This is a genomic window from Paracoccus sp. Arc7-R13 (assembly GCF_004010775.1).
Lineage (GTDB): Bacteria > Pseudomonadota > Alphaproteobacteria > Rhodobacterales > Rhodobacteraceae > Paracoccus > Paracoccus marcusii.
Window position 1 is genome coordinate 2,525,462 of the sequence record NZ_CP034810.1, and the last position, 25,151, is coordinate 2,550,612.

General features: G+C 67.3%; 26 protein-coding genes, 1 tRNA gene and 1 pseudogene. 7 read left to right on the top strand and 21 right to left on the bottom strand.

The genetic code is table 11. From position 1 onward, the window contains the following. Nucleotides 1–189: 189 nt before the first annotated feature. The 4 genes and pseudogenes from EOJ32_RS12565 to EOJ32_RS12580 all read left to right on the top strand — a co-directional run bounded on the left by EOJ32_RS12565 (nucleotide 190) and on the right by EOJ32_RS12580 (nucleotide 2,578). Nucleotides 190–1,411 (top strand): annotated as a pseudogene (locus tag EOJ32_RS12565) (IS3 family transposase). 217 nt (nucleotides 1,412–1,628) lie between these two features. Further along, on the top strand, nucleotides 1,629–1,889 hold the full coding sequence (locus EOJ32_RS12570; RefSeq protein WP_127898727.1) for a hypothetical protein: 261 nt from the start codon (nucleotides 1,629–1,631) through the stop codon (nucleotides 1,887–1,889). Nucleotides 1,890–2,024: 135 nt separating this feature from the next. Beyond that, nucleotides 2,025–2,375 (top strand): hypothetical protein, encoded by a 351-nt coding sequence (locus EOJ32_RS12575; protein ID WP_127898728.1) that lies wholly within the window; start codon nucleotides 2,025–2,027, stop codon nucleotides 2,373–2,375. An 11-nt stretch (nucleotides 2,376–2,386) separates the two neighbouring features. Beyond that, entirely contained in the window at nucleotides 2,387–2,578 is a 192-nt protein-coding gene (locus tag EOJ32_RS12580; RefSeq protein ID WP_127898791.1) for a hypothetical protein, read from the top strand. Nucleotides 2,579–2,987: 409 nt separating this feature from the next. On the opposite strand, the gene EOJ32_RS12585 is transcribed toward EOJ32_RS12580, so the two are convergent. The 14 genes from EOJ32_RS12585 to EOJ32_RS20435 all read right to left on the bottom strand — a co-directional run bounded on the left by EOJ32_RS12585 (nucleotide 2,988) and on the right by EOJ32_RS20435 (nucleotide 13,615). Further along, nucleotides 2,988–3,063, bottom strand: a tRNA-Phe gene (locus EOJ32_RS12585). 112 nt (nucleotides 3,064–3,175) lie between these two features. Beyond that, on the bottom strand, nucleotides 3,176–3,337 hold the full coding sequence (locus EOJ32_RS12590; protein ID WP_127898792.1) for a DNA gyrase inhibitor YacG: 162 nt from the start codon (nucleotides 3,335–3,337) through the stop codon (nucleotides 3,176–3,178). Next, nucleotides 3,337–4,392 carry a ribonuclease E/G gene (locus tag EOJ32_RS12595; protein ID WP_127898793.1) on the bottom strand — a complete coding sequence of 352 codons (1,056 nt, stop codon included), beginning with the start codon at nucleotides 4,390–4,392 and terminating at the stop codon, nucleotides 3,337–3,339. Before EOJ32_RS12595 ends, EOJ32_RS12590 begins: the two co-directional genes overlap by 1 nt. Beyond that, the gene (locus EOJ32_RS12600; protein ID WP_371705532.1) at nucleotides 4,389–4,991 is read right to left on the bottom strand and encodes a nucleoside triphosphate pyrophosphatase; all 603 of its coding nucleotides are present in this window, start codon (nucleotides 4,989–4,991) and stop codon (nucleotides 4,389–4,391) included. Before EOJ32_RS12600 ends, EOJ32_RS12595 begins: the two co-directional genes overlap by 4 nt. Nucleotides 4,992–5,028: 37 nt before the next feature. Next, entirely contained in the window at nucleotides 5,029–5,247 is a 219-nt protein-coding gene (infA, locus tag EOJ32_RS12605; protein WP_010397442.1) for a translation initiation factor IF-1, read from the bottom strand. A gap of 87 nt (nucleotides 5,248–5,334) precedes the next feature. After that, entirely contained in the window at nucleotides 5,335–6,444 is a 1,110-nt protein-coding gene (locus tag EOJ32_RS12610; protein WP_127898794.1) for a FliM/FliN family flagellar motor switch protein, read from the bottom strand. Between the two features lie 61 nt (nucleotides 6,445–6,505). Further along, complete coding sequence (locus EOJ32_RS12615; RefSeq protein WP_127898795.1) at nucleotides 6,506–9,151, bottom strand: sensor histidine kinase; 2,646 nt, start codon at nucleotides 9,149–9,151, stop codon at nucleotides 6,506–6,508. Beyond that, nucleotides 9,141–9,416, bottom strand: a complete 276-nt coding sequence (locus EOJ32_RS12620) for a hypothetical protein (RefSeq protein ID WP_127898796.1) — start codon at nucleotides 9,414–9,416, stop codon at nucleotides 9,141–9,143. Before EOJ32_RS12620 ends, EOJ32_RS12615 begins: the two co-directional genes overlap by 11 nt. Then, on the bottom strand, nucleotides 9,416–9,775 hold the full coding sequence (locus tag EOJ32_RS12625; RefSeq protein ID WP_127898797.1) for a response regulator transcription factor: 360 nt from the start codon (nucleotides 9,773–9,775) through the stop codon (nucleotides 9,416–9,418). The genes EOJ32_RS12620 and EOJ32_RS12625 overlap by 1 nt, the downstream gene beginning before the upstream one ends. A gap of 63 nt (nucleotides 9,776–9,838) precedes the next feature. Next, nucleotides 9,839–11,128, bottom strand: coding sequence for a short-chain fatty acyl-CoA regulator family protein (locus EOJ32_RS12630; protein WP_280115160.1), 1,290 nt, complete (start codon nucleotides 11,126–11,128; stop codon nucleotides 9,839–9,841). 3 nt (nucleotides 11,129–11,131) lie between these two features. After that, on the bottom strand, nucleotides 11,132–11,971 hold the full coding sequence (locus EOJ32_RS12635) for an ATP-binding protein (RefSeq protein ID WP_127898798.1): 840 nt from the start codon (nucleotides 11,969–11,971) through the stop codon (nucleotides 11,132–11,134). Next, on the bottom strand, nucleotides 11,968–12,828 hold the full coding sequence (tatC, locus tag EOJ32_RS12640) for a twin-arginine translocase subunit TatC (RefSeq protein WP_045998902.1): 861 nt from the start codon (nucleotides 12,826–12,828) through the stop codon (nucleotides 11,968–11,970). The genes EOJ32_RS12635 and tatC overlap by 4 nt, the downstream gene beginning before the upstream one ends. Further along, nucleotides 12,829–13,320 carry a Sec-independent protein translocase protein TatB gene (gene tatB / locus EOJ32_RS12645; protein ID WP_127898799.1) on the bottom strand — a complete coding sequence of 164 codons (492 nt, stop codon included), beginning with the start codon at nucleotides 13,318–13,320 and terminating at the stop codon, nucleotides 12,829–12,831. It lies immediately after the preceding gene. Nucleotides 13,321–13,348: 28 nt separating this feature from the next. Next, complete coding sequence (locus tag EOJ32_RS20435) at nucleotides 13,349–13,615, bottom strand: twin-arginine translocase TatA/TatE family subunit (RefSeq protein ID WP_045998900.1); 267 nt, start codon at nucleotides 13,613–13,615, stop codon at nucleotides 13,349–13,351. Nucleotides 13,616–13,810: 195 nt separating this feature from the next. Here EOJ32_RS20435 and EOJ32_RS12655 point away from each other — a divergent pair, with 195 nt between their 5' ends. Beyond that, nucleotides 13,811–14,431, top strand: a complete 621-nt coding sequence (locus EOJ32_RS12655) for a MarC family protein (RefSeq protein ID WP_045998899.1) — start codon at nucleotides 13,811–13,813, stop codon at nucleotides 14,429–14,431. Beyond that, nucleotides 14,428–15,000, top strand: a complete 573-nt coding sequence (locus tag EOJ32_RS12660; protein ID WP_240542430.1) for a TIGR02281 family clan AA aspartic protease — start codon at nucleotides 14,428–14,430, stop codon at nucleotides 14,998–15,000. Before EOJ32_RS12655 ends, EOJ32_RS12660 begins: the two co-directional genes overlap by 4 nt. On the opposite strand, the gene EOJ32_RS12665 is transcribed toward EOJ32_RS12660, so the two are convergent. Both EOJ32_RS12665 and EOJ32_RS12670 read right to left on the bottom strand, forming a co-directional pair. After that, complete coding sequence (locus EOJ32_RS12665) at nucleotides 14,997–16,244, bottom strand: Zn-dependent hydrolase (protein ID WP_127898800.1); 1,248 nt, start codon at nucleotides 16,242–16,244, stop codon at nucleotides 14,997–14,999. The two genes, EOJ32_RS12660 and EOJ32_RS12665, sit on opposite strands and share 4 nt — an antisense overlap. Further along, the gene (locus tag EOJ32_RS12670) at nucleotides 16,241–17,428 is read right to left on the bottom strand and encodes a hypothetical protein (protein WP_127898801.1); all 1,188 of its coding nucleotides are present in this window, start codon (nucleotides 17,426–17,428) and stop codon (nucleotides 16,241–16,243) included. The genes EOJ32_RS12665 and EOJ32_RS12670 overlap by 4 nt, the downstream gene beginning before the upstream one ends. A gap of 157 nt (nucleotides 17,429–17,585) precedes the next feature. Here EOJ32_RS12670 and EOJ32_RS12675 point away from each other — a divergent pair, with 157 nt between their 5' ends. Beyond that, nucleotides 17,586–18,167 carry a MarR family winged helix-turn-helix transcriptional regulator gene (locus EOJ32_RS12675; RefSeq protein ID WP_127898802.1) on the top strand — a complete coding sequence of 194 codons (582 nt, stop codon included), beginning with the start codon at nucleotides 17,586–17,588 and terminating at the stop codon, nucleotides 18,165–18,167. Here the strand turns inward: EOJ32_RS12675 and EOJ32_RS12680 are convergent. The 5 genes from EOJ32_RS12680 to EOJ32_RS12700 form a co-directional block, all read right to left on the bottom strand. Further along, on the bottom strand, nucleotides 18,071–20,344 hold the full coding sequence (locus EOJ32_RS12680; protein WP_127898803.1) for an FdhF/YdeP family oxidoreductase: 2,274 nt from the start codon (nucleotides 20,342–20,344) through the stop codon (nucleotides 18,071–18,073). The two genes, EOJ32_RS12675 and EOJ32_RS12680, sit on opposite strands and share 97 nt — an antisense overlap. Before the next feature lie 50 nt (nucleotides 20,345–20,394). Then, nucleotides 20,395–22,611 (bottom strand): xanthine dehydrogenase family protein molybdopterin-binding subunit, encoded by a 2,217-nt coding sequence (locus EOJ32_RS12685; protein ID WP_127898804.1) that lies wholly within the window; start codon nucleotides 22,609–22,611, stop codon nucleotides 20,395–20,397. Then, on the bottom strand, nucleotides 22,608–23,570 hold the full coding sequence (locus EOJ32_RS12690) for a xanthine dehydrogenase family protein subunit M (protein WP_127898805.1): 963 nt from the start codon (nucleotides 23,568–23,570) through the stop codon (nucleotides 22,608–22,610). The genes EOJ32_RS12685 and EOJ32_RS12690 overlap by 4 nt, the downstream gene beginning before the upstream one ends. Continuing rightward, nucleotides 23,567–24,094 carry a 2Fe-2S iron-sulfur cluster-binding protein gene (locus EOJ32_RS12695; protein ID WP_127898806.1) on the bottom strand — a complete coding sequence of 176 codons (528 nt, stop codon included), beginning with the start codon at nucleotides 24,092–24,094 and terminating at the stop codon, nucleotides 23,567–23,569. Before EOJ32_RS12695 ends, EOJ32_RS12690 begins: the two co-directional genes overlap by 4 nt. A 76-nt stretch (nucleotides 24,095–24,170) precedes the next feature. After that, nucleotides 24,171–25,151: a bile acid:sodium symporter family protein gene (locus EOJ32_RS12700; protein ID WP_127898807.1), complete on the bottom strand. Its 981-nt coding sequence runs from the start codon at nucleotides 25,149–25,151 to the stop codon at nucleotides 24,171–24,173.

Here is a 25,151-nt window from a genome sequence, read left to right on the forward strand (position 1 = left end):
TCAGCATCGGCTTGAGCATCGGTCTTGCGATTGTTTCATCGACGGTTACGTTGTGCCTAATGGCATAGCATTTGCTCGACAAGTCATCTCCAGCTACTCAAGGGTCGACGTGTAGTTTGGCACTGGTCTGCCCCCTGAAAAGTGGTCCTCCCTAAGGTATGGCTTTTGAGCCATTTGGAGGATGCAGGAATGCCCCAGAAAAAGCACAAGCCGGAGGAGATCGTCGCCAAGCTCCGGCAGGTCGACGTGTTGGTGTCGCAAGGCCAGTCGGTGGCCGAAGCCGTGCGGTCGATCAGCGTGACGCAGTTCACCTACTATCGGTGGCGCAAGGAGTTCGGTGGGCTGAAAACCGACCAAGTGAAGCGATTGAAGGAGCTGGAGAAGGAGAATGAGCGGCTCCGGAAGGCCGTCTCTGACCTGACGCTCGAGAAGCTCATCCTTCGGGAAGCGGCATCGGGAAACTTCTGAGCCCCGCCCGCCGCCGTGCTTGCATCGAGCATGTCAGGCAGAAGCTCCGGATCTCGGAACGGCTCGCCTGTCGCGTGCTCGGGCAGCATCGCTCGACACGGCGGAAAGTGCCGAGCGGACGGGCCGATGAAAACGTCCTGACGGCCGACATCATCGCGCTCGCCTCGCAATATGGGCGCTACGGATACCGCCGGAGTTGCCGGTGGTTGCGCCACTGGTCCGAGCGACCACCGGCGACGCCCTTCTGCGCGAGGCCGGTTGGGCGGTGAACGTGAAACGGGTCGAGGGGTCGGACGCATGCGTCCGACGGCGGCGGGAGGGGCTGAAGGTGCCACAAAAGCAACCAAAGAAGGGTCGGCTCTGGCTGAACGACGGGTCATGCATCCGTCTGCGGCCAGAGCGTTCGAACCATGTCTGGTCCTACGACTTCGTCGAAGCCCGGACCCACGATGGAAGGAAGTTCCGCATGCTCAATCTCATCGACGAGTTCAGCCGGGAGTGTCTGGCAATCCGGGTCGACCGGAGGCTCCGATCGACCGACGTCATCGACGTCTTGTCCGATCTCTTCATCCTGCACGGTGTGCCGGATCATATACGGTCCGACAATGGCCCGGAGTTCATCGCCAAGGCGGTGCGGGAATGGATCGTCGCCGTCGGCGCGAAGACCGCCTACATCGAGCCGGGGTCCCCCTGGGAGAACGGTTACTGTGAGAGCTTCAATTCCAAGCTCCGCGACGAGTTGCTGAACGGGGAGATCTTCTACAGCCTCGCTGAGGCGAAGATTATCATCGAGAGTTGGCGCCGCCATTACAACACCAAGCGCCCGCACTCATCACTGGGGTATCGCCCGCCAACTCCCCAGGCCATCCAGTGGCCGGCTTCGCCATCCGGAGCCGCTTCGCCGGCCACCCCAGCTGTAGCGCCAAGACCCGAAATGCACTAAGACTGAAACCGGACCACCCGATAGGGGCAGGCCACGATGAAAATCGAACGAAGGATCCGGCTGCGGACCGCTGAGACGAGGTTTATCGAATACCGGAACAGATATGCAAACGAACGCGCGCAGAGGGAGGACCATCCTAGGCCTAACCCGATCGCGGATCTGGCCGATATCCCGCGGGTAATCTTGCCCGCGTGCCACCCCGATGCAGGACACTCTTATGACGAAAGAATACCCCTACACGACGGCAGCGCTTTCCCCGTTCCGGCACCGGATGGACCGGATGGCTTCGGCACTGAAATTGCATTGGCAGGGCATTCAGCAGTTGAGGGTCGCGCTGACCCGTCTGGAAGAGAGGCTAACAGTCCTGACCGAGGAAAACCGACATCTCCGGGAGCAAATCACCGAGGGAAACCGAAAGATCCGGGACCTGCAGATCACTTCGGACATTCTCAGCTCATTCACCTCGTCAGAAAGCTGAAACCTATCTTCGAGCGGACTATGGCCCGCATCCGGAGGAACCGTATGGTTGTGGCGATTGCCGCGAACCTTGAGGTTCATGCTGCGGCTGCTCTGCCCACAATTTCAAATCTGATCACCACCTTGGAGAACACCAATGACCGATACAACCGCGCCCAATACGGGCACCACCGTCTCGGTGGAGCAGGTTCACGACCTCATCGCGCAGTTGAGGACCTTCAACAACATTTTGGCCGAACTGCTCCGGGACCGCGATCAGCCGGCAATTTCGGACGTGATCCGGGATCACCTCATCGCGGTGCAGAGGATCGAGGCCAGCTTCACGGCCGCGACCGAGCATCTGATCGCCGCACTGCGTCGTCAGGAGGCGCTCGACCGGTCGTCTTGGGATCAGGCCATCTTGGAGAGGCTTGGACGGCTGGAGGCGCAGACCAACGAGGTCCTCGACCTCCTCGGGCACCCGATGCCCGGGCCGTCCGACGACTGACCCGGGCCGACATGATCCGCGCGGCGCATCATCAGGCTGATGCTTTCGGAGAACCCGTCACGGGGCTTCGCTTCATTGCCGATGAACTCGGGTCGCTGATGATCGTCCAGATCGGCAGTCAAATCTGGCAACACGCTGGAAGGTGCTTCGATCCCGTTGACCATGAACATCGGGCGGAAAGTGATCCCTCTTTGCATCCATGAATGCAGGCGATCTCAGACCAATTAGCACAGGAAGGTAGAACCCATGAATCGTGACACTGACATCTTGCCAATTTGGCTTTCGCGAAAGCACCTCTGCACCAATAAGGACCTTCAGCGTCTTTTCGGGGTTAGCCGCACTACCATCGACAGGTGGACGCGTGAGCGCCCAACCTTCCCAAACAAGCTCAAGCTTCAGACTCACATGGGTCACTTACCAGATTCTTAACCGAAGACGTCCGTAGATACCTCCAGACGATCACATAACAGCGATCCGTCATTTTTTCTGAGGGGTATCTGCACCTAGACCGTTTGTGCCACTGATGTGCCACGGACCGGAGACCGACCAAAACAGCATAGATCAATCGTATATCAAATATGACCTAAGATATTAATAAAATATGAGCTTTTTTGGTGCCCGGAGACGGATTTGAACCGCCGACACGCGGATTTTCAATCCGCTGCTCTACCAACTGAGCTATCCGGGCCCCGGTGGACCCTGGCGGGTCTTGGGTAGGCGGTGTTTACGAAGCGACGGCAGAACTGTCCAGACCGAATCTGCGGTTTTTCGACGACCTGCGGCGCTTTTCGGCGCGCTGCTTAGTCGTCACCGGCATCATCGCGCGGCAGGTCCTCCAGCGGCGGGCCGGGGATGACATAGGCTCCCCGCAGCCACTTGGCCAAGTCGACATCCGCACACCGCTTGGAACAGAACGGGCGATACTGCGGCTGGCTGTCCTTCTTGCAGATCGGGCAGGCCATCACGCGTCCCCGCTTGCGGAGGCCAGTCGTGCCAGCGGCACGCGGTCACGCTTGCGCGTCAATTCGTAGAGACCCATCGCGGTCCAACCGACCAAGGTCGTTTCCGACCCAGCCCCCCGAAACGCCCCCTGCAGGACCTGATCCAGCGTCGCGCGGTCTCGCTTTGGCATAGGCGCAAAATCGACCACGATCTGTCCACCCAGACCGCGCAGCGCAAGCTGCCGGGGCAGTTCGCGGGCCAGTGCAATATTCGCCTTCAGTCCCGCGGCCAGCGAGGTGTCGTTGCCGGTGTTCACGTCGACCGCGACCAGCGCACGGGTCGCCTCGACATGCGCATCGCTGCCGCCCGACAGGGGCACGCGGGAAGACAGCAGCGCATCGACGGCGTCCAGCACGCCGCAGCGATCAAAGCTGTCTTCGCCTTCCTCGACGGCGTCGGGGGCGGGCTCGGCCCAGTCCATCCATGCCTGCTCCCACGGCGTGGGCGCGTCCAGCAGCAGTTCCGGCGCGCCCACGGTTTCGGCGCAGACGCGATCCGCCAGTTCGATCAGGTCGTCCAACTCGGCGCGGATGTCGTCGTCCTCCGCGTCCAGGCAGACGCTGCGGAGGATCAGGCCATGATCGCGATCGCCCAAGGACGCCCGGCCGATCGCCGCCAGCTCATCCCGGCGATCCTCATCGCGGATGCTGCGCGACACGTTGACCCCCGGCGCGCCCGGCGTGACCAGCGCGTGACGGCCGCGAAACAGCAGGCGCGTGGACAAGGGCACGGCCTTGCCGTCCTCGGCCACGCCCGCGACCTGTACCAGCAGCGGCTTGCCCTCGGACACGCCCTTGCGATCGCGCAGATAGCCCGTCTGGCCATCCGGCAGGCGCAGGAAAACGCCGCCCTGCCCCTTCATGAAGCGGTCGGTCGCGGCACGACAGATCGCGCCGGGCGCCAGCGCGGTCAGCGGATCGCTGGCGACCAGCAGGTCGATCAGGTGACCGTCCTGCATCAGGGCTGCAGCTTCGAGGCCGAACAGATGCCCCAGAACGACTTGGCGACCCTTCATCGGGCGTCTTCCTTGATCTTGGGATGGATGCCGATCGCGCCCAGCATGGCGGCGGTTTCCGACAGAGGCAGGCCGACAACGGCCGAGAACGACCCCTCCAGCCACGGGATGAAGGCGGCCGCCGCCCCCTGGATGGCATAGCCGCCCGCCTTGCCCTGCCAGTCGCCCGCATCCAGGTACCGCTCCAGCGCGGCCGGATCGATCGATCGCATGCGGACCTTGGTCTCGACCAGGCGCAGGGCGGTGCGGGATCCGTGGCGCAGCGCGATGGCGGTCAGCACGACGTGGCGGCGCCCCGACATCAGCCGCATGAAGGCAGCAGCCTCGTCGCGATCGGCGGGCTTGCCCAGGATGCGGCGGCCCACGGCCACGGTGGTGTCGGCGGTCAGCAACGCCTCGCCCTCGGCCAGATCCAGCGCGGCGGCCTTTTCGGCGGCCATGCGGCGGACATAGTCGCGGGGTGGTTCGGCCTTGCGGGAGGTCTCGTCGATATCGGCGGGGCGCAGCGCGTCGGGAACGATCCCGATCTGGGCCAGCAGTTCCAACCGCCGCGGGCTGGCTGATCCCAGGATCAGCCTGGGGGGCGTATCGGCCATCATGCGGCCTCCGGTGGTGTCGGCCGTCCCGGGGGACGGCTTACTTGAAGCGGTAATTGATCCGCCCCTTGGTCAGGTCATAGGTGTTCATTTCCACCTGAACCTTGTCGCCGGCCAGAACACGGATGCGGTTCTTGCGCATCTTGCCTGCCATATGTGCGATAATCTCATGGCCGTTTTCAAGCTCGACCCGGAATGTCGCATTGGGCAGGAGTTCCTTCACGACGCCGGGGAATTCGAGCATTTCTTCCTTGGCCATGGTCACTCCGTTCTTGTCATCCCGTCAGATTCGGGACCGACGTTACATGCGACCAGAATGCGGGGAATTCAAGGAAAAAGCGCCCGGTCAGCCGCGCAGCGCCGTCAGGTCGGTGCCCGTGGCAAGCCCCAGGTCGTCAATCGACAGGCCCTGGGCGCGAAACGGGTCGGGCTGGGACAGGTCGCTCGGGGCATGCGCGGCCATCATCGCGGCTGCCTGGCCCATCACCGGGACCATGCCGTCATCTGTCGCCGCCGACGCGGGGTCGCGCAGACGGATCGCGTGGCATCCCTCGGCCTCGCCGAATTTTCCGGTGGCCAGGACCTGGCCGTCCTGCGTCTCCAGCGTGGCCTGTGTCAGACAGGTGCGCGGCAGGCTCAGCAGCCGCCCGTCCAGAAATCCCCGCAGCTCGGCCAGCGACACGCGCTTGCGGCACAGCACGCCGGTCACCGAGACGGGGGCGTCCTGCATCGCCGCGGCCAGGCTGACCCGAACGGGGGCGGCGACCGGCGGCGCCGGGGCCGCGACAGGGGCGGCATCGGGGCGCGGACGCGCCTGGTTCGCGGGCTGCGGCAAGGCCAGCAGCACGCGTCCCTCGCGCATGTCGGGCGCCCCCATCGCAAGGTGGAACGACAGGCTGCGCAGCGGCCGATCCTCCAGCATCAGGGACAGGGGCCGGGGATCGTCCAGATGGGTCAGGAACTGATAGCCGCCGACGGCCTCGAACCCCTCGACTCCCTCCATCTCGGCAGTCAGCTCTGTCAGCAGGGCGTTGATGAAGTCGGAACACAGCAGCGCGTCGCTGCGGGTGGGTCGGCGCCGCTCCAGCCCGCGCGACGTCACGCGGCCAAGGGCCTGCCATTCGACCAGCGCCGCCACCGCCTGCGGGCACAGCGCGATCGCCCCCAGCAGATCGCCCGGCCCCTGCAGCACGACGACCAGCGGCAGTTCCGGCAGCAGCTCCGGCAGCTCTGCCAGCGTCAGCGCGCCGGGCTGGACGGACAGCGCCCGTACGGGCAGCTGGTACAGCCGGTCGGCGGCGCGTCCGATCGCAGTGGCGGCGGCGCGGGCCGGGGTCGGCGCGGGAGATGCGGGCAGCTGCGGGGCCCCGCCTTGGCCCAGCCTGACCTGCGCACGCGCCTGCAGCATGCGGCGCAAGACGCCAGGGGCTTGGGTGGCGGGGTCTGCATGGGTCATGTCACGTCCGAATCAGGCTGTCGCTGCCTGTTCAAAATGGACCGTCAGGATTGAGAAAGGGTTAACCGGAAGGCACCGGCGGCCGCGCCGGCAGCTGGATGCGGAACGCCGCACCCCCCTGCCCCGGCAAATAGCTGATGTCGCCGCCCAGGGTCAGCATGATCTCGCGGCAGATGGCCAACCCCAGGCCTGCGCCACCCGCGCGGGCGGGGTCGTTCAGACGCGCGAATTTCTCGAAGATCAGCGTCTGGCGGCCGCTGTCGATGCCGCTGCCGTTGTCGACGATGTCGATGACCGCGCCGCCGCCTTCCGGATGACGGACGCGGATGATCAGCACCGGATGCGCCGCATCGCAATACTTGCGCGCATTGCTGATGACGTTGATCAGCACCTGCAGCAGCCTGTCCGCATCGGTGATCAGGCCCAGATGTTCCGATGGCAGGTCGCGGTCGATCAGAAAGCCGCGTTCGGGCCGCGTGGCCGACGCCGCGGCCAGCGCGCGCGTGATCAGGTCGTGCAGGTTCGCGACCGAGATCGTCAGCTGCGCCCGCCCGCTTTCCAGCACGGACAGATCCAGAAGGTCGTCCAAGAGCCGCGTCAGGCGGCCGGCCTCGTCATGGATGATGCCTGCGAACTTGCCGCGCTCCTCTGCGGTCAGGTCGGGCTCCTTGAGGATCTCCGAGAACGCCCGGACCGAGGTCATGGGCGTGCGCAGCTCGTGGCTGATCTGGCCCAGGAAGGCGTCCTTCTGGACCGACAGGGCGGTCAGCTTGTCATTGGCCTCGCGCAGCTGTCGGGCGGTACGGGTCAGCTCGGCCTGCGCGGCCTCAAGGCGCTGCGTCTCCTCCTTGGCACGCTGCGCCTCGTCCGCGACCTGCAGAAGGTCGGCCACCGTCAGCGCGACGCCCCCCGCCACGCGGTCGATCATCGCATGCGCCGTGGCCGACCCGATCGACCCCGCCAGCCGCCGCTCCAGTCGGGTCAGGAACCGGGGCGTCAGGTCTGGCAGATAGCCGGTCTTGCCCTGCGCCCGCGCCTCGGCCTGGAAATAGCGCAGCGCGGCGTCCGGTCCCCAGACCCGTCGCGCCATGGCCAACAGCGGCTCGGCCCGGTCGTCGGCACGCAGCATGCGGCTGTGGCGGATCGGCTCGACCGCGGACACGAAGGACAGGCCCTGCAGGCGTTCCACCGGGTCCGGGAACCCGAAGATCGACACTCCGATGAAGGCCAGCGTGTTCAGCGTCAGGGACAGCGCCACGGCGGCCGTCCAGGGATCGACCCCCGGCGGCACCGGCAGATCGCCCCCCACCCCCACCGACGGCAGGAAGATCAGCGCCATCCACAGGACCGACCCTGTGCCGATACCGGCATAGGCGCCCTTGCGGTTCGCGCCACGCCACAACAGCCCACCCAGCATCGCGGGCAGCACCTGCGCCATGCCGGTGAAGGCCACAAGCCCCATCGCGGCCAGTGCCGCCGTGCCCCCCGACGCCTGGTGATAGACCCAGCCCGCCGCGACCACCGCCAGGATCGCGACCCGCCGCGCGTTCAGCACGAAGCCGCGCAGATCGTCGGTCTCGTCCGGGGCGGGGATGCGGCGCAGCGCCAGCCAGGCGGGGACCAGCCAGTGGTTCGACACCATCGTGGCGACCGCGATCGCACACATGACGACCATCGACGTCGCCGCAGAAAACCCGCCCAGGAACACCAGCAGCGCCAGCATGTCCTGGCCCGCCGCCGCGGGCAGGGTCAGCACGTAGAGGTCCGGGTCCGACCCCGCGGGCAGCAGTTCACGCCCCATCACCGCAATGGGCAGCACGAACAGCGACATCACGAACAGATAGGCGGGAAAGGCCCAGCCCGCGACATGCAGACGCTCCTCGTCCGCGGCCTCGACCACCATGACCTGGAACATGCGCGGCAGGGTCAGGATGGCGGCGGCGGACACCAGGATCAGCGCGGTCCAGCGGTCGGGCTTGAGCAGCCAGCCCTGCGCCACGTCGGGATCGGCCGCGGCACGGGCGATGCGCGCCAGCATGTCCGCAGGCCCGTCGGCCAGCCCCCAGACCACGAACAGGCCAAGCGCCACGAAGGCCGCCAGCTTCACGACCGCCTCCAGCGCGATCGCGGTGACGACGCCGTGGTGGCGTTCATCCGCCGCCAGGTTGCGGGTGCCGAACAGGATGGTGAACAGCGCAAGCCCCGCCGCGACCCACAGGGCCGTTCCCCCCATCGCGCCCGCATCGGCGCCGTTGGGGACGTCGGTGGCGAAGATGTCGAAGGACAGCCGCACCGATTGCAGCTGCAGCGCGATATAAGGTGTCGACGCGATGACCGCGATCAGCGTCACGATGGCCGCCAGCCGGTTCGATTTTCCGAACCGGGCCGAGATCAGGTCCGCGACCGAGGTGACGTGATGCATCCGCGCAACGCGAACCAGCCGCCTCAGCCCCCACCACGCCCCGGTGAAGACCAGCGTCGGCCCCAGATAGATCGTCGCGAACTCCAGCCCGGACCGGGACGCATAGCCCACCGCGCCATAGAACGTCCATGCCGAACAATAGACCGACAGCGACAGCGTATAGACCAGCGGATGGTCCAGCCACCGCACATGCCCGCGCGCCGCCGCCCGGTCGGCGGCATAGGCGACCCCGAACATCAGCGCGACATAGGCGAGGCAGGCGCCGACCAGCGCCTCAAAGGGCATCGGGGCCCCCCGTCGGTGCCTCGGCGCGCATGGTCGCGGCCTCTGCCCGCAGCAGGGCGCGGTGCAGCGCGCGGATGACCACGATCAGCACCGCCCACAGGCCGAACAGCCAGACCGCGCCCCCGGCATAGGACAGGCTGCCCGGCATCCACCAGACCGGCACCAGCAGCAGCATCATCGTCATCACCGGCAGCACCCGCGCCGCATCGCCAAGGCGGCGGCGATGGAACGAGGCGCGTTCCAGAAACAGCGGCCGGTCGGGCATCAGGCCAGCATCCGGCGCACCGTCGCACGCAGTTCCTGGTTGTCGAAGGGCTTCGCCAGCACCGCATCCGCGCGCGCGCCGTCATCGCCGGTCTGCCCCCGCGCAGTCAGCATCAGCACCGGCGTCGCGGCCAGATCGGCGTCATTGGCGGCGCGCAGATCCTGCAGGATCTCGGTCCCCGACCGGTTGGGCAGCATCAGGTCCAGGATCACCAGGCGCGGGCGCGCGGCCAGGATCGCCTCGATGCCGCCTGCGCCGTCGGAATGCAGGTCGACCGACCACCCCTCGCGCGACAGGATGAAGCGCACCGCCTCGGCGATGTTGGGCTCGTCCTCGATCATCAGGATGTCCGGCTGCATCCGCCCTCCCCGCGTGCGGCCCGGCGGGCCGGGGCGGATCATGGGCCGGATCACGGCCCCGTGTCAAAGGGACCTTTGCGCCTGCCCGCCCTGCGGCACCAGGATCGAGGGTTCGCGGCGCGCCGGACAGTCGGCACGCGGGCAGATCCGGCAGGCGGGCCCGATGGGCAGTGCATCGTCGGGGGGTGGTCCGTCGAACGGCAGGATCAGCATCAGCGCCTCGGTCAGCAGCGGGCCGTCCAGGCCCAGGGGCTGACGGCGCTGCGCAAAGGACAGGGTGCGGAACGCGCGCCCATCCGGGGTGACGACGATCCGTGCCAGTGCCAACTGCGGCACCGCCAGGGCATGATACAGCGGCCACAGCGCACAGCTGTCCCCAGGCCGTGGCAGCGCAAAACCCTGCGCGGCGCGACGCAGGGTCAGGACGCCCGATCCGTCGCAGACCAGCAGGCCCGCGCCCTGGAACCCCTCGGGGCGCAGATCGGCCAGCCGCCGGATCACCAGGTCCAGGGGCTGGCCAAGCCGCGCGGCCAGCCGAACCGGGTCGGGCGGCGTTCCCGCCGCGGGGATCGCCTCGGTCAGCGCGCGGTCCGACAACGCGTCCCGGTCGTCCAGCATCCCGGCCAATAGATCCGCGGCCATCGCCCGCGCCGCATCCGAGGTCAGATCGCCCGGATCGGGGTCCGCAACGCCGGGTTCGGCCAGCCAGGCCTCGACCTCCTCCTGGGGGGTGGTGGCCTGACCTTCGGCCTCGAAGCTGTCCAGATAGGCGACCAGGGCCTGTGCGGTCAGCGACAGGCGCTGGCTGTCCTGGTGCAGGTTCGCATGGAACCGCTGGCGCCATTCGGCGGAAATCTCGCCCTCCTCGACCAGGATCGCCGCGGTGGAGCGGACCGAGGTCACGGCCGACAGCACCTCGTGCAGTGTGGTCAGCAGATATGGATCGCGGGTCATGCGGTCGGACAGGTCGACCAGTTGCCGTTCCAATCCGGCGCCCCGCCGCGCATGGGCGATCAAAAGGCCCGACCAGCCCGGAAAGCGGGCCAGGAATTCGGTGATCTGGTCCAGTTCCGGCACGGTGCCGACGGCGACGGGATGGGCCGCAGCCTCGCGCAGGGCCGCGATGCGGACCTCCTCGCGGCCTTCGGCCAGTTCGTCGGGGGGAACCTCCAGAACCTCGGCCAAGCGGGCGATCAGGTCGGCGCCGACGGGGCGGCGGTTGTGTTCGATCAGGTTCAGATAGGCGGGCGAGATGCCCACGGCGCGCGCGATGTCGGCCTGACGCCGGGCCATCGCCAGGCGGCGTTCCCGGATCCGCGTCCCCGTCAGGACGGTGGCTGCGCGCGCGGGCACGGCCTAGACCGCCAGACCGTGGCGCCCGGCAAGATCGGTGAAGAACTGCCACGCCACGCGTCCCGATCGCGCACCCCGCGTGGCCTGCCATTCGATCGCCTGCGCGCGCAGTTCATCGGGGTCGACCGACAGCCCATAGGCCGCGCAATAGCCGTCGATCATCGCCAGGAATTGGTCCTGGTCGCAGGGATGAAAGCCAAGCCACAGGCCAAAGCGGTCGGACAGGGACACCTTCTCCTCGACCGCCTCTCCGGGGTGGATGGCGCTGGCGCGTTCGTTGTCGATCATCTCGCGCGGCATCAGGTGGCGGCGGTTCGAGGTCGCATAGAGGATCACGTTCGCGGGCCGCCCGCTGATCCCGCCATCCAGGACCGCCTTCAGCGACTTGTACTGGGTGTCGTCGTGGCTGAAGGACAGATCGTCCGCGAACAGCACGAAGCGCCGCTCGGGTGCCGCGCCCAGGATCGCCAGCAGCCGTCCGACCGAATGCAGGTCGTCGCGGGCGATCTCGACCAGGACCAGCGGCAGGCCTTGGGCCACGGCCTCGGCATGGACCGCCTTGACCAGCGACGACTTGCCCATGCCGCGCGCGCCCCACAGCAGGGCGTTGTTCGCCCCAAGGCCGCGCGCGAACTGCAGCGTGTTGTCCAGAAGCGTGCGCCGCGACCGGTCGATGCCGATCAGCTGGTCCAGCGGCACACCGGCGACATGCGCCACGGGCACCAGCCGGTCGGGGTCGGCCTGCCACACGAATGCCGTGGCCTCGTCGAACCGGGGCACCGGAACGGCCGGCGGGGCCAGCCGTTCAAGCGCATCGGCGATGCGCGTCAGCGCAGCCGTCATTCGTCATCCTCGATCCACAGGCCCTGGGCCCGCAGGTCACGCTCGCGCACCACCTCGATGCGGCGGACGATCTGGATCGAGATCTCGTAAAGGCCATAGACGACCGAGAACAGCACCAGCTGGCTGCCGACATCGGGCGGCGTCAGGCAGGCGGCCAGCGTCAGGATGATCACCACGGCATAGCGGCGCGTGTTGGCCAGCGATTGCGACGACACCAGCCCCGCCCGGCCCAGCAGCGCCAGCGCGACCGGCAGCTGGAACGACAGGCCAAAGGCCAGGATGAACCGCGTGGTCAGGGTCAGATACTCGCTGACAGAACCCTGGAACACGATGCCGGCCAGTCGGCTTCCCTCGCCCGCCACGGCCGCCGGATCGTCCGGCAGGGCCAGCGGACCCTGCTGAAAGCCCAGGAAGAACGCGAAGACCATCGGCAGGATGATGTAATAGGCGAAGGCGGCGCCCAGCACGAACATGATGGGCGATGCCAGAAGGAAGGGCAGAAAGGCGCGGCGTTCACTTTTGTACAGGCCCGGCGCAACAAAACGCCACAGCTGGTACCCGATCACCGGGAACGACAGGATGAACCCGCCGAAGAAGGCTATGCGGATCGCGACCGAGAAGCCCTCCTGCAGCTTCAGCAGGATCAGGCCGCATTCCTGGCCCCGCTCCTCCAGCGCGGCGCAGATGGGCCGGGTCAGGAAGTTGTAGATCGGGTTCCAGACCAGATAGGCCAGGATCATCGCCACGACCAAGGCCAGCACGGACCAGATGATCCGCGTGCGCAGTTCCTTGAGATGTTCGATCAGGGGGGCCGAGCTGCCGTCGAGATCGTCGTCGATCGGGGTATGCGCTGACACTTACAGGTCCTTCGTGTCCGTCCGCCGCACGCCGGAGATGCGGCGGCGCGAATCGGGATTAGGCGCCACGTCGGCGGCAGGCTGGGTGGCCGTGTTCGCAGGCTGGACCGTCGGTGCGGCGGGCGCCGCGGGGATGGCCGCATCGGCCCCCTTGTCCGCGACCGGGGCCGCGGGGTCTGGCTGGATGCGCTGGCCCATGTTGGTCTTGGGGTCCCACTTCTCGAACTTGGTGACCGCGCGGTCTAGCGCGTCCAGGCCACGGCTGTTCTTCGAGGTCATCGAGGACAGGTTCTTCATCCCCTTGGCCGCGTCGTCCAGGCCGCTGGCCTTGGCCGCATCCTCCATTGCGCTGGTGAACTCGCGGGCCATCGATCGGGCGCGCGAGGTCAGCCGCCCAAGCGTATGGAACAGCTTGGGCAGATCCTCGGGGCCGATGACGACAAGCGCGACCACCCCGATCAGCAGCAACTCGCTCCAGCCGATATCAAGCATTCGGGCACTCGACCTTGGGGCGCACGGTTCAGGTGCGGGTGTCGGTATGCGGCGTCACGTCGCGTGCATCGGTGCCCGGGACGGTGTGGACCGGTGCGACGGGCTGGGTCGGGGTGTCCAGGCTTGCCGCAGGCTTGTCGGCGGTCTGTTCGGCGGAAGGATCGTTCAGGCCCTTCTTGAAGGCGGTGATTCCCTTGCCGAATTCGCCCATCAGGGACGAAACCTTGCCGCGTCCGAACAGGACGAGGACGACGATGGCGATGACCAGAAGGGCCATGGGGGACGGTGCGTGCATTTCAGTTCTCCGTACCGGTGTCAGGCCGTTGACCTGATTTCAAGGACTGCAACCAACTATAGGCCCAGTCCGCAGCCGTTGAAAGCCCACCCGGCGCGATAAAGCCCCGCCCCCCTCCGGCGCAGCCTGCGATGACGCGATTTTGACGGCGCGTCCCGGCTTGGCAGGGGCGGCGCGGCACGCGATAAGGGCCGCATGGACCTGCAGCTGTACCTGACCGCCTTCGTCACCCTGTTCGTGGTCATCGACCCGATCGGCCTGGCCCCGATCTTCATCGCGCTAACCCCCGGCCAGTCGGGGGCGGAACGTCGCCGCATCGGCGCGCGGTCGCTGGTCATCGCCGCCGTCCTGCTGACGCTGTTCGGCCTGACGGGCGATGCGATCCTGTCGGCGATCGGCATCTCGATCTCGGCCTTCCGCATCGCGGGGGGGCTGCTGCTGTTCCTGACCGCACTGGACATGCTGTTCGAACGCCGCACCGAACGCCGCGAGGGCCAGGCCGACGGGGACCAGCCCAGCCACGACCCCTCGGTCTTTCCGCTGGCCATGCCGCTGCTGGCGGGGCCCGGCGCGCTGGCCACCATGATCCTGCTGGTCGGAGAGAACCAGGGCGTGGGTCATGTCGTCATGGTCCACCTGATGATGCTGATCGTGCTGGGCATCTGCATGGTCCTGTTCGCGCTGGCGACGCCCCTGGCGCGCGCGCTTGGGCGCACGGGGGTGATGGTCGTCACCCGGCTGCTGGGCATGCTGCTGGCGGCGCTGTCGGTGCAGTTCGTGATCGACGGGCTGCGCGGATCGGGCCTGTTCGGGTGAGCGGCGACGACATCGCCCGCCTGGCCTTCTATGCGATGCTGCTGGTCGTGATCGGCGGCGCGATGGTGTTCGAATTCGCGGGCCGGGGCGGCCGCGCCCTGCGCGCGCTGCTGATGTGGGCGGTGATCATCGCCGGGCTGGCCGCCGGATACGACTGGTGGCAGCAGACCTATGGCCCCCGCCAGCAGGTGCTGGAGAACGGCGCCCGGATCGAGGTTCCCGCAGGCCCCGGCGGCCATTTCCACCTGGAAGCCGTGCTGAACGGCACGCCCATCGACTTCATCGTCGACACCGGCGCCACCAGCGTCGCACTCAGCCGCGACGATGCGCGTGCGATCGGGCTGGACCCCGACACGCTGCGCTTTGGCGGCCAGGCGGTGACGGCCAACGGCCGCGTGGCGACGGCCCCCGTGACGATCGCGGAATTCGCCATCGGCGATGCGGTGGACCGCGACGTGCGCGCCGTGGTGATCGACAGCGCACTGCAGGACAGCCTGCTGGGCATGTCCTATCTGCGCCGCTTTGCCCGTGTCAGCTTCGAGGGCGACCTGCTGATCCTGGAACGCTAGCGCGGCATCGCACCGGCCATCTGGCGGATGGTTGCAAAGATCACGTCGATGCCGCGCGCCAGTTGGGCATAGTCGGTCCATTCCTCGGGCGCATGCGATATGCCGCCCCGGCTTGGCACGAAGATCAGCCCCGTGGGCGCGAAACCCGCCATGATCATCGCGTCATGGCCCGCGCCGCTGACCATGACCCGATGCGACACGCCAAGCGCCTCGGCCTGCGCGGACAGGGCCGCGTGGATCTGACCCGACAGCGGCGTGGGCGCGGCATAAAGCTGTCGTTCCACTTGGGCGGTCAGGCCGTTGCCCTGCGCATGCGCCACGGCGCCCTGCACCATCTCGATCAGGCGCAGCACGTCCTCCTCGGCGGGGGCGCGCAGATCGACGGTGAAGGTCACCAGATCGGGAATCACGTTCGCACCACCGGGCAGCACCTCCATCTTGCCCACGGTCAGCACCGATTGCCGCCCCACCTGCCGCGCCAGATCGGGCAGCAGTGACAGGATGCCGACCGCACCGGTCAGCGCGTCGCGGCGTTGATCCATCGGCGTGGTGCCGGCATGGCCCGCCTGACCGCGCACGGTCACACGCAGCTGCGCCAACCCCACGATGCGGTCGACGATGGCGATGTCCTGACCCTCGGTTTCCAGCACCGGGCCCTGTTCGATATGCAGTTCCAGAAACGCATGCACCGATCCGGGCGCCAGGGCCGCCTGCCCCGCCCGTGCCGGGTCCAGCCCATAATCGGTCATCGCCTTCGCGGCCGACACGCCCGCATCGTCGCGCAGGTCGTCCAGCCCGGCCGGGTCCACCTGCCCGGTCAGCAGCCGCGATCCGAACAGGCCGCCGCCGAAGCGGGTGCCCTCCTCCTCGATCAGGGCCACCACCTCGACGGGGCGATCCGGCTGCAGGCCGAGGTCGCGGAACAGGAACGCGGTCTCGATCCCCGCCACGACGCCCGCGGGGCCGTCGAACCGCCCGCCGTTGGGCACCGAATCCAGATGTGATCCGACCAGGATCGGCGCCAGATCCGGGCGCCTGCCCTCAAGCCGGCCAAAGACGTTGCCGACGGCGTCCTCTCGGACCTCCAGCCCGGCCTCGACCATCTGGCCCGCCACGAAATCGCGCGCGGCGCGGTATTCGGGGCTGTAGGTCAGCCGGGTCGTACCCCTGCCGGGGGTTGCGTTGAAACGGTCGATGCCATCGATCAGCGCCTCGATCCGGCGTGCATCCGCAAATCCTGTCATCCGATCAGCCCCACGAACAAACCTGCCAGCACGACCGACACCATCGTAACCGTGACAAAGCCCGCGACCAGCATCGGCGGCAGCAGATGCGCGGTCAATGCCTCGCGTTCGGCGGCATCGTCGGTCAGCGTGTCGATGACGTCCTTGGTGATGATGTAATCGGCGGGAAACCCGTACAGCGCGGTCAGCGAGCAGGCAAAGGCCATCGCGGGCGTGATGCCCAGCAGGCGCCCCACGATCCAGGACGCGATGTACATCCCCACCAGCCCGATCGCGATGATGGTGACCAGCGGCACTGCCAGCTGGCCCAGCATCTCGGGCGTTGCGCGCTTCAGCCCGTCGAAGATGAAGACCATCAGGATCAGTACGGTAAAGCCGAAGGCATTGGCCTTGCGCAGCGGCTCACGCTCCAGGAACCCGACCGACGTCGCGATGACGCCGAAGACCAGGCACAGCACGAAGGGGCTGATGGTGACGACCGGCGCGGCCAGTTCGGACAGGCCCCAGGCCGCAAAGGCCACGACTCCAAGCCGCAGCATCTTGAAGTAGACGGTGTCATAGGCAGCGGGCAGACGCGCGAACAGGCGCGGCGGCATCGGCGCATCGGCGCTGTCGGCCACCGGTGCCGTTCCGTGCCAGCGGCCCGCACGGTGCAGGTCCAGAACGCGCCGCCCCTCGCGCTTCAGCATGATGGCGGTCAGCGGATAGCCCGCAAAGCCCTGCATCACGTAGATCAGGATCGCCAGAACCGACAACGCCTGCAGGCCCGCATCCGCTGCCGCCTGCGACATGATCAGCGATGCCACCACCCCGCCGACCAGCGGCGGCGTCGCCACGACCACCGTCTGCCAGTCCAGCAGCATCACGCCCAGTGTGAACAGCAGCGCCACGATGCCGCCGATTCCGGCCAACGCCACGACGACGGTGCGCCACTGCCGTGCCAGTTCGGCGAAGGACAGAAGCGTCCCCATGTTGGTGATCAGCAGGTACATGGCCAGAAAGACGATTGGCGTCTGGAACCCCGCGACCTGGACGATGTCCTCGGGGAAGAAGGTCCAGTAGCCCACCAGGAACAGGATCGCGCAGACGAAGACCGACGGCAGCCAGGACCGCGTCCGGGTCGAGACGACATCGCCGATCCACAGGATCAGCGCCAAGATGGAGAAGGCCAGCAATTGCGGCATGGGTCCAAGCCTTTCGGATCAGGATCTGTCAAAGAGGGGCCGCATGACGCAACAAACCCGCGCGCCGGCCGTGATGCGCGTTACAATTGATCCATCTGGATGTATTGTGCAACGGTCAATCGTCGCGTCCACGCGACGGCCATGGCAGGAGGAGCCGATGCAGACCGACGACCTCGATGCGATGCTGGCGCAGCTGCTGGACAGCGACCTGTCAGAGCTGCTGTCGATCAGCTATGTCGTGCTGGCCAACAACCAGGTGACGAACCGCCATATCGAGCGTTTCCACGACATGCCCGTGCAATGCTGGTCCGCGCTGCTGGCGACGGTCAGTTTTCCGGGACTCCGGGCACGCGATCTGCTGCATCTGTTCCCGCGCCCGCAGAACACCGTCAGCCGCGCCCTGGCCCTGCTGGAGGCGCGCGGCCTGATCGAACAACGTCCCTGCCCTCAGGATGCGCGGGCCAAACGGCTTTATCCGACCCCGGACGGGTCCGACCTGCTGGCCACCATCCGCCAGACCGCAAGGCTGCGTCAGGACGAAATGTTCGGCGTGCTGGATGCCGGGGAACGGGCGACCTTTCTGGCATTATGCCGAAAGATCGCCGCGGGACCACGGCTGGTGAGATCCCAGGTGATGCCCGATCAGGCCAGGCGGACCGGGATGCCCTTGGACGCCGGGGTGTCCGATGCCAGATCCCCACGCGACAGCGGCGACAGCGGGTTCAGCTCCGGGAAGTAGCCGGCCAGACAGCCGCGCGGGATGTCATAGGGGATGACGCGCAGCCCATTGACCCGCCGCGCGATCCCGTCCTCGGCGGCCGAGGTGAGGGTGATGCGCTGCTCCGCGGCCAGCCCCGCCGCCGCCATGTCGTCGGGCGACATCATGACCAGCATCCGGTCGCCCTCGATCCCGCGCAGGCGGTCGGACATGCCATAGACGGTGGTGTTGAACTGATCATTCGACCGCAGCGTCATCAGGCGGTACACGCCTTCCTGCGCGCCAAGGCCGGTCGCGTCCAGATCGGCGGGTCGCGTGAACTGCGCGCGGCCGCTCTCGGTCTTCCAGACGCGGTTGCGGGCGGCGTTGTCGCGATAAAATCCGCCCGGCTGGTTCATGCGGGTCTCGAAATCGCGGAAATCATCGGGATAGACCGCCTCGATTAACGCGCGGATGCGGGCATGATCGCCTGCCCAATGCCTCCACGGCATCTTGGGGTTGGGGTCCAGGGTCGCGGCGGCCATCCGGGCGACGATCTCGGTCTCGGACAGCAGGTGCGGGCTGGCGGGCGTGCGATTGCCGATCGATCCGTGGATATGGCTGAAGCTGTCCTCGACCGAGACCTGCTGGTTGACGCCACCCTGCATGTCCTGTTCGGCCCGGACTAGGCAGGGCAAGATCCAAGACGCCTGTCCCGGCATCAGGTGGGTGCGGTTCAGTCGCGTCGCCACGTGGACGGTCAACGGCATCGACCGCCAGGCGTCGGCCACGCGATCGGTGTCGGGCACCGCGCGCGCAAGGTTGCCACCCAAGCCCACGAACCCCGTGGCCCGCCCTTCCAGCAGCGCCTCGACAAAGGCGGTGGTGTTCCACCCCTCCTCCATCGGCGGCTGCATGTCGAACAGCGCGCGCAGGTGGTCGTTCGGGACCAGTTCGGGCTTTTCGGTGATGCCGACGGTGCGCTGCCCCTGCACGTTGGAATGGCCACGGACCGGGCTGCAGCCCGCACCCTTGCGCCCGATATTTCCGCGCAACAGCAGCAGGTTGACCAGCGCGCCGATGGCGGCCGACCCATGGACATGTTGCGTCAGGCCCATGCCATAGACGCCGATCACGGCGCGCGACCGGGCATAGATCGCACCGATCCCCTCCATCGCCGCGCGGGTCAGGCCGCTAACCTGTTCCAGTTCGGTCCAGTCGGTCGCATCGACCCAATCCATCCAATCCTGCAACCCATGTGCATGCCTGTTCAGGAAGTCATGATCCAGCACGCCGCCCTGGCTGCGTTCCAACGCCAGCACATGCTTGGCGATACCGGTCAATGCGGCGATGTCGCCGCCCGCGCGCACCTGCAGATAGCGGTCGGCGATCTCGGTGGGTGCGCCCACGGTCATCTGCCACGGGCTTTGCGGGTTTGCGAATTCCAGCAGACCCTTCTCGCGCAGCGGGTTGATGGCGACGATGCAGCAGCCGCGCTTGGCCGCCTGCTGCAACGGGTGCAGCATGCGGGGGCTGTTCGTGCCGGGATTCTGGCCGATCTGCAGGATCATGTCGCAATGATCGAAATCCTCCAGCACGCAGGTGCCGACCGGCGATCCGACAACGGTCTTGAGCCCCACGGATGTCGTCTCATGGCACATGTTGGAGCTGTCGGGCAGGTTCACATGCCCATAAGCACGCGCATACAGCCCATAGAGGAACGACGCCTCCAGCCCCGCCTTGCCGGAGGCATAGAATGTCACGGTCTTGGGGTCCAGCGCACGCAGGCCCTGGCCGATCTCGGCAAAGGCCTCATCCCACGTGGTTTCCAGATAACGGTCGCTGGGCACGTCATAGCGCAGGGGGTGGGTCAGCCGTCCCGCCATCTCCAAGTCGTATTCGGACCAGGTTGCCAGTTCGGCCACCGTGTGATCCAGAAAGAAGTCGGGCCCGCAGCGTTCCGAGGTCAGGTCCCACAGCGTCGCCTTGGCGCCGTTCTCGCAGAATTCGACGACATGCGGGTTGGGCGGCTTGCCCCAGGCGCAGGACGCGCACATCATGCCGCCCGCCTTGTTCTGACCCCGCAAGGTTTCCAACGCGCCCGGCCCCGGCTTTGCGGCACGGGCCACCTGGGCCATCCCCTTTGCCGATCCCCACCCCCCGACGGGGCCGTCATAGGAGAAAACGCGGTCGTCGGTCTTGGGCTGGTCGTCGGACATGTCGGGCTCCTGTCAGGGGTTCGGGGGCGGCGCACCGCCCCCGGATGCGATCACGCCGCCGGGGCGAAGGGATCGGGCAGATGGGCCAGCAGCTTGTCCGGCGTCATCGGGAATTCGTGCAGACGCACGCCGCAGGCATTGTAGATGGCGTTTGCCACCGCCCCCGCCGCCCCGCAGATGCCCAGTTCGCCGACACCCTTGGCCTGGATGGGCGATGCGTGCGGATCACGCTCCTCCAGCAGGATGACCTCCATGTCGGGAATGTCCGCATGGACCGGCACATGGTATTCGGCCAAGTCGTGGTTCACCAGATGACCGTCGCGGCTGTCAAAGGACAACTCCTCGGTCAATGCACTGCCGATGCCCCAGACCATGCCGCCCAGACATTGCGACCGCGCCGTCTTGGCGTTCAGCACCCGGCCAAAGCCGAATGCCCCGGTCATGCGGCGCAGACGCGTCTCTCCGGTGAAGGCATTGACCGCGACCTCGCAGAAGAAGGCGCCATAGGTCGACTGGTTGACCTTCTCCATCAGCTTGCCCGGTTCGATCTTGCCGGTCCGCGTCAGATCCTCGGACAGAAGGTCGGTCACGGGACGCGGCTCGACGCCCTCGGCCCAGGCCTTGCCGTCCTGCAGCAGCAGGTCGTCGGATGCACATCCAAGCGCCTGCGCCAGGGTCGCGCGGATCGCCTCGCAGGCCAGGAACACCGCCGAACCTGTCGACGACGCACCCCAGCTGCCCCCCGAACCGGCGCCGGACGGCAGGCGGCTGTCACCCAGACGGACGGTGGTGCGCTCGATCGGCTGGCCCAGCATTTCTGCTGCGACCTGACCCAGGATGGCATAGCTGCCGGTGCCGATGTCGGTGTGATCGGTCTCGACCACCACATGGCCATCGGCGGTCAGGGTCACGCGGGCCTCGGCCTTGGCCAGGATGTTCACGCGGGCGGCGGATGCCACGCCCATGCCGATCCACCATTCACCCTCGCGCCGCGCGCAGGGTGTGGCGTTGCGCTTGTCCCAGCCAAAGGCCGAAGCGCCGGCGTCCAAAGCCTCGACCAGTCTGCGCGAGGAATAGGGCGTACCCTCGCCCGGCACCTCGTCGGGCAGGTTGCGCTTGCGCAATTCGACCGGGTCGATGCCGGTGGCTTCGGCCAGTTCGTCCATCGCGACCTCAAGGGCCTGCATGCCGACGGCCTCGCCCGGCGCCCGGACAGAACCGGCGGTCAGACGGGTGATGTCGGACTTGCGCACTGCCAGCAGGCGGTTCTCGCCGGCGTAGAGGAACTCGGAGGCTTGCGTCACCGGTTCGGAGAAGCTTTCCCCGGGCAGGTTCGACACCAGCGCCTCATGGGCGAAGGCGATCAGGCGGCCGTCGGGGCCGCAGCCCAGACGGATGCGCTGTTCGGTTTCGGACCGGCGCATGATCGATTGGAACACCTGCTGGCGGCTCATGACCACACGGACCGGGCGTCCCAGTTCCTTGGCGGCAATCGCCGCGGCGACCGCCTCGTGCGAGATGCCCAGCTTGGACCCGAACCCGCCGCCGACATAGGGCGACAGCAGATGCACGTGCTTGGGGTCGATCCCCAGGCTGTCAGCCAATTCCGCCACGTTGTAGCTCAGCATCTGCAGGCTGCCCCACAGGGTCAGATCCTTGCCGTCCCATTCCGCGACCGCCGCATGCGGTTCCATCGCGGCACTGGCATGGCCGGGGGTTGTGAAGGTCAGATCGACGGAATGCGCGGCGTCGCGCATGGCCTTGTCCAGATTGCCCGCCTTGATCGGATCTGCGGCCGGTTCCGCATCGGCGGCATCCGGCAGGAACTGCGCCTCGCCGGACTGGTCCTCGTATTCGATGTCCAGCGCCTTTGCGGCATTGGTCGCCTGCTCGAACGTCTCGGCGACGACCAGGGCCACCGGCTGCATCGGAAAGTCGACCTTCGAGACGTCCTGCTCGGGGGCCTCGCCCGCGGTACCCTGCGCGGCACGGCGCAGCATCCGTTCCGACGAATAGACGGCCAGAACGCCGGGCATCGCCATCACGACGTCGCGGTTGATCTTCCTGACCCGACCGGTGCTGATCGTCGCGCCGACCAGCACGCCCTCGACGCAGTTCTCGCGTGCATATTCGGCGGCATAGGTCGCGGTGCCCGCCACCTTCAGCGGGCCTTCCGGCCGGTTCAGCGGCTTGCCGATCACCCCCTGGCGGGTGCGATCCAGCATGTCGCGGGTGTCGGGGGTGTCATAGGTATCGCTCATCGTCATTCCCCCGTGGCTTCCGCCAGTACGGCCGCAAGGGCGCGGCGGACCAGCGTGATCTTGAAATCGTTGTGTCCCTGGCCGCGCGCATCCTCCAGCAGAAGATCCGCGGCCTTGTCGAACAGCGCGGGCGTCGGGCGTTCCCCGACCAGCAGCGTCTCGACGCGGTCGTCGGTCCACGGCTTGTGGGCAATGCTTCCGAACGCCAGTTGCGCGGCGTCGATGCGGCCGTTGTCCATGCGGACCGCCGCAGCCACGGACACCAGCGCAAAGGCATAAGATGCCCGGTCGCGCACCTTGCGATACAGCTGACGCCCCCCGAACGGTGCCGGCAGGCGGATGGCGGTGATGACCTCACCCGCCTTCAGCACGTTGTCGCGCGACGGATCGTCTCCGGGCAGGCGGTGGAAATCGCGCATCGGAATTTCACGCGTGCCGTCAGGGCCTTCGGTCTCGACCGTGGCGCGCAGGGCCGACAGGGCCACGGCCATGTCGCCCGGATAGGTCGCGATGCAGGCGTCGGACGCGCCCAGAATCGCATGGTTGCGGTTCACGCCACCCTGCGCCGCGCAGCCTGTGCCCGGTTCGCGCTTGTTGCAAGGCGACCGCCCGTCCATGAAATAACCGCAGCGCGTGCGCTGGCACAGGTTGCCGCCCATCGTCGCCTTGTTGCGCAACTGCGGGCTGGCACCGGCCAGAATGGCGCGCGACAGCAGCGGCCAGTCGGCACGGAGGCGCGGATGCGCCGCGCAGTCCGAGTTGCTGACCAGCGCGCCGATGCGAAGACCGGCACCCTCGGAGGTGATTTCCTTGAGGCCGACGCGGGTGATGTCCAGCAGGGCATCCGGGGTCGCGACCTCCAGCTTCATCAGGTCCAGCAGGTTGGTGCCGCCGGCGATCAGCATCGCGGGGTTGCCGACGGCTTGCGCCAGATCACCCGCGCGTTCGTATTCGAATGCCTTCATTGCGCGGCCTCCGTCTGGGCCATGGCGTCGCGGATGGCGGCCAGGATGTTGTCATAGGCGCCGCAGCGGCACAGGTTGCCGCTCATCCGTTCGCGGATCTCGGCATCGGCGACGGCGGGCTTGTCGGCCGGATCGGCAGTGACGGCACTGGGCCAGCCTTGCCGGATCTCCTCGATCATCGCGGTGGCCGAACAGATCTGGCCCGGCGTGCAATAACCACACTGGAACCCGTCATGGGCCACGAAGGCCGCCTGCAGGGTCGACAGCGCATCGGGCGTGCCGATGCCTTCGATCGTGGTGATCTCATCTTCGTCATGCATGACGGCCAGCGTCAGGCAGGAGTTGATGCGGCGGCCGTTGACGATGACGGTGCAGGCGCCGCATTGACCATGGTCGCAGCCCTTCTTGGTGCCGGTCAGGCCAAGGTCCAGACGCAGGACGTCAAGCAGGCTGCGGCGGGGGTCGCCGTGATATTCATGGGATTGGCCGTTGACGGACAACCTGGCGGCGGGGCGTTGTGCCATTGGGGGCTCCTTGGACCGCGGTGCTGGGTCCAAGGCAACGTGGGCCGGGCAACCCGGTTCCCATGTCTTTTCGCCCTTACGCCACCAGGGCCGTGGCGTTCCGCCGCGCCCGGTTCTGCGCGATCATCGCGCAGATCAGCAGCTGCGCCATGTGATAGACCAGGACGGGCAGGACGGTGGCCCCGACCGTCTCGGCCGGGAACAGCGCGGTGGCGATGGGCAGGCCCGTCGCAAGGCTCTTGGTGGACCCGCAGAAGAACAGCACGATCCTGTCCTCCAGCGGCAGGCCGAATGCGCGGCCCGCCCCGGCCATCATTCCGAAGACGCAGGCGAGCAGCACCAGCATGACCGCGATCAGCGCGATCAGGGCGGTCGGCGGGATCGACGCCCACAGGCCCGACACCGTGCCCGCACTGAAGGCCGAATAGACGATCAGCAGGATCGCGCCCCGGTCCACGACCAGGGTCAGCGTCTTGCGGTTGCGCACGAACGCCCCCACCCACGGGCGCAGGACCTGGCCCAGGACGAAGGGCAGCAGGATCTGCGTGCCGATGCGCAGCACGGCGTCCAGGCTGACGCCGCCCTCTCCGGTCTTCAACAGCGCCGCGACCAGCGCCGGGGTCAGCGCCACGCCGACCAGGTTCGACAGCGACGCCGCGCAGATCGCCGCGGGGACGTTGCCCCCCGCCATCGACACGAAGGCGATCGAGCTTTGGATCGTCGAGGGCAGCACCGCCAGGAACACCAGCCCCAGCGTGACCTGCGGTCCCAGCAGATCGCCGAAGATCAGCGCGAATGCCATGCCCAGCACCGGGATCATCAGATAGGTCGCGGCGAATGTCAGTCCCTGCAGGCGCCAGTTCAGCATCCCCGCCTTGACCGAAGCGGGGTCCAGCTTGGCCCCGTAGAGGACGAACAGCAGCGCCACCGCCCAATAGGTCACCTGACCCAGGGCGTCGGCCGCCACGCCCCGCGCCGGCAGCACCAGGCCCACCATGACGGTGCCCAGCAGCATCAGCATATAGCTGTCGATTCCGATGCGTTTCAGAAAGCCCAT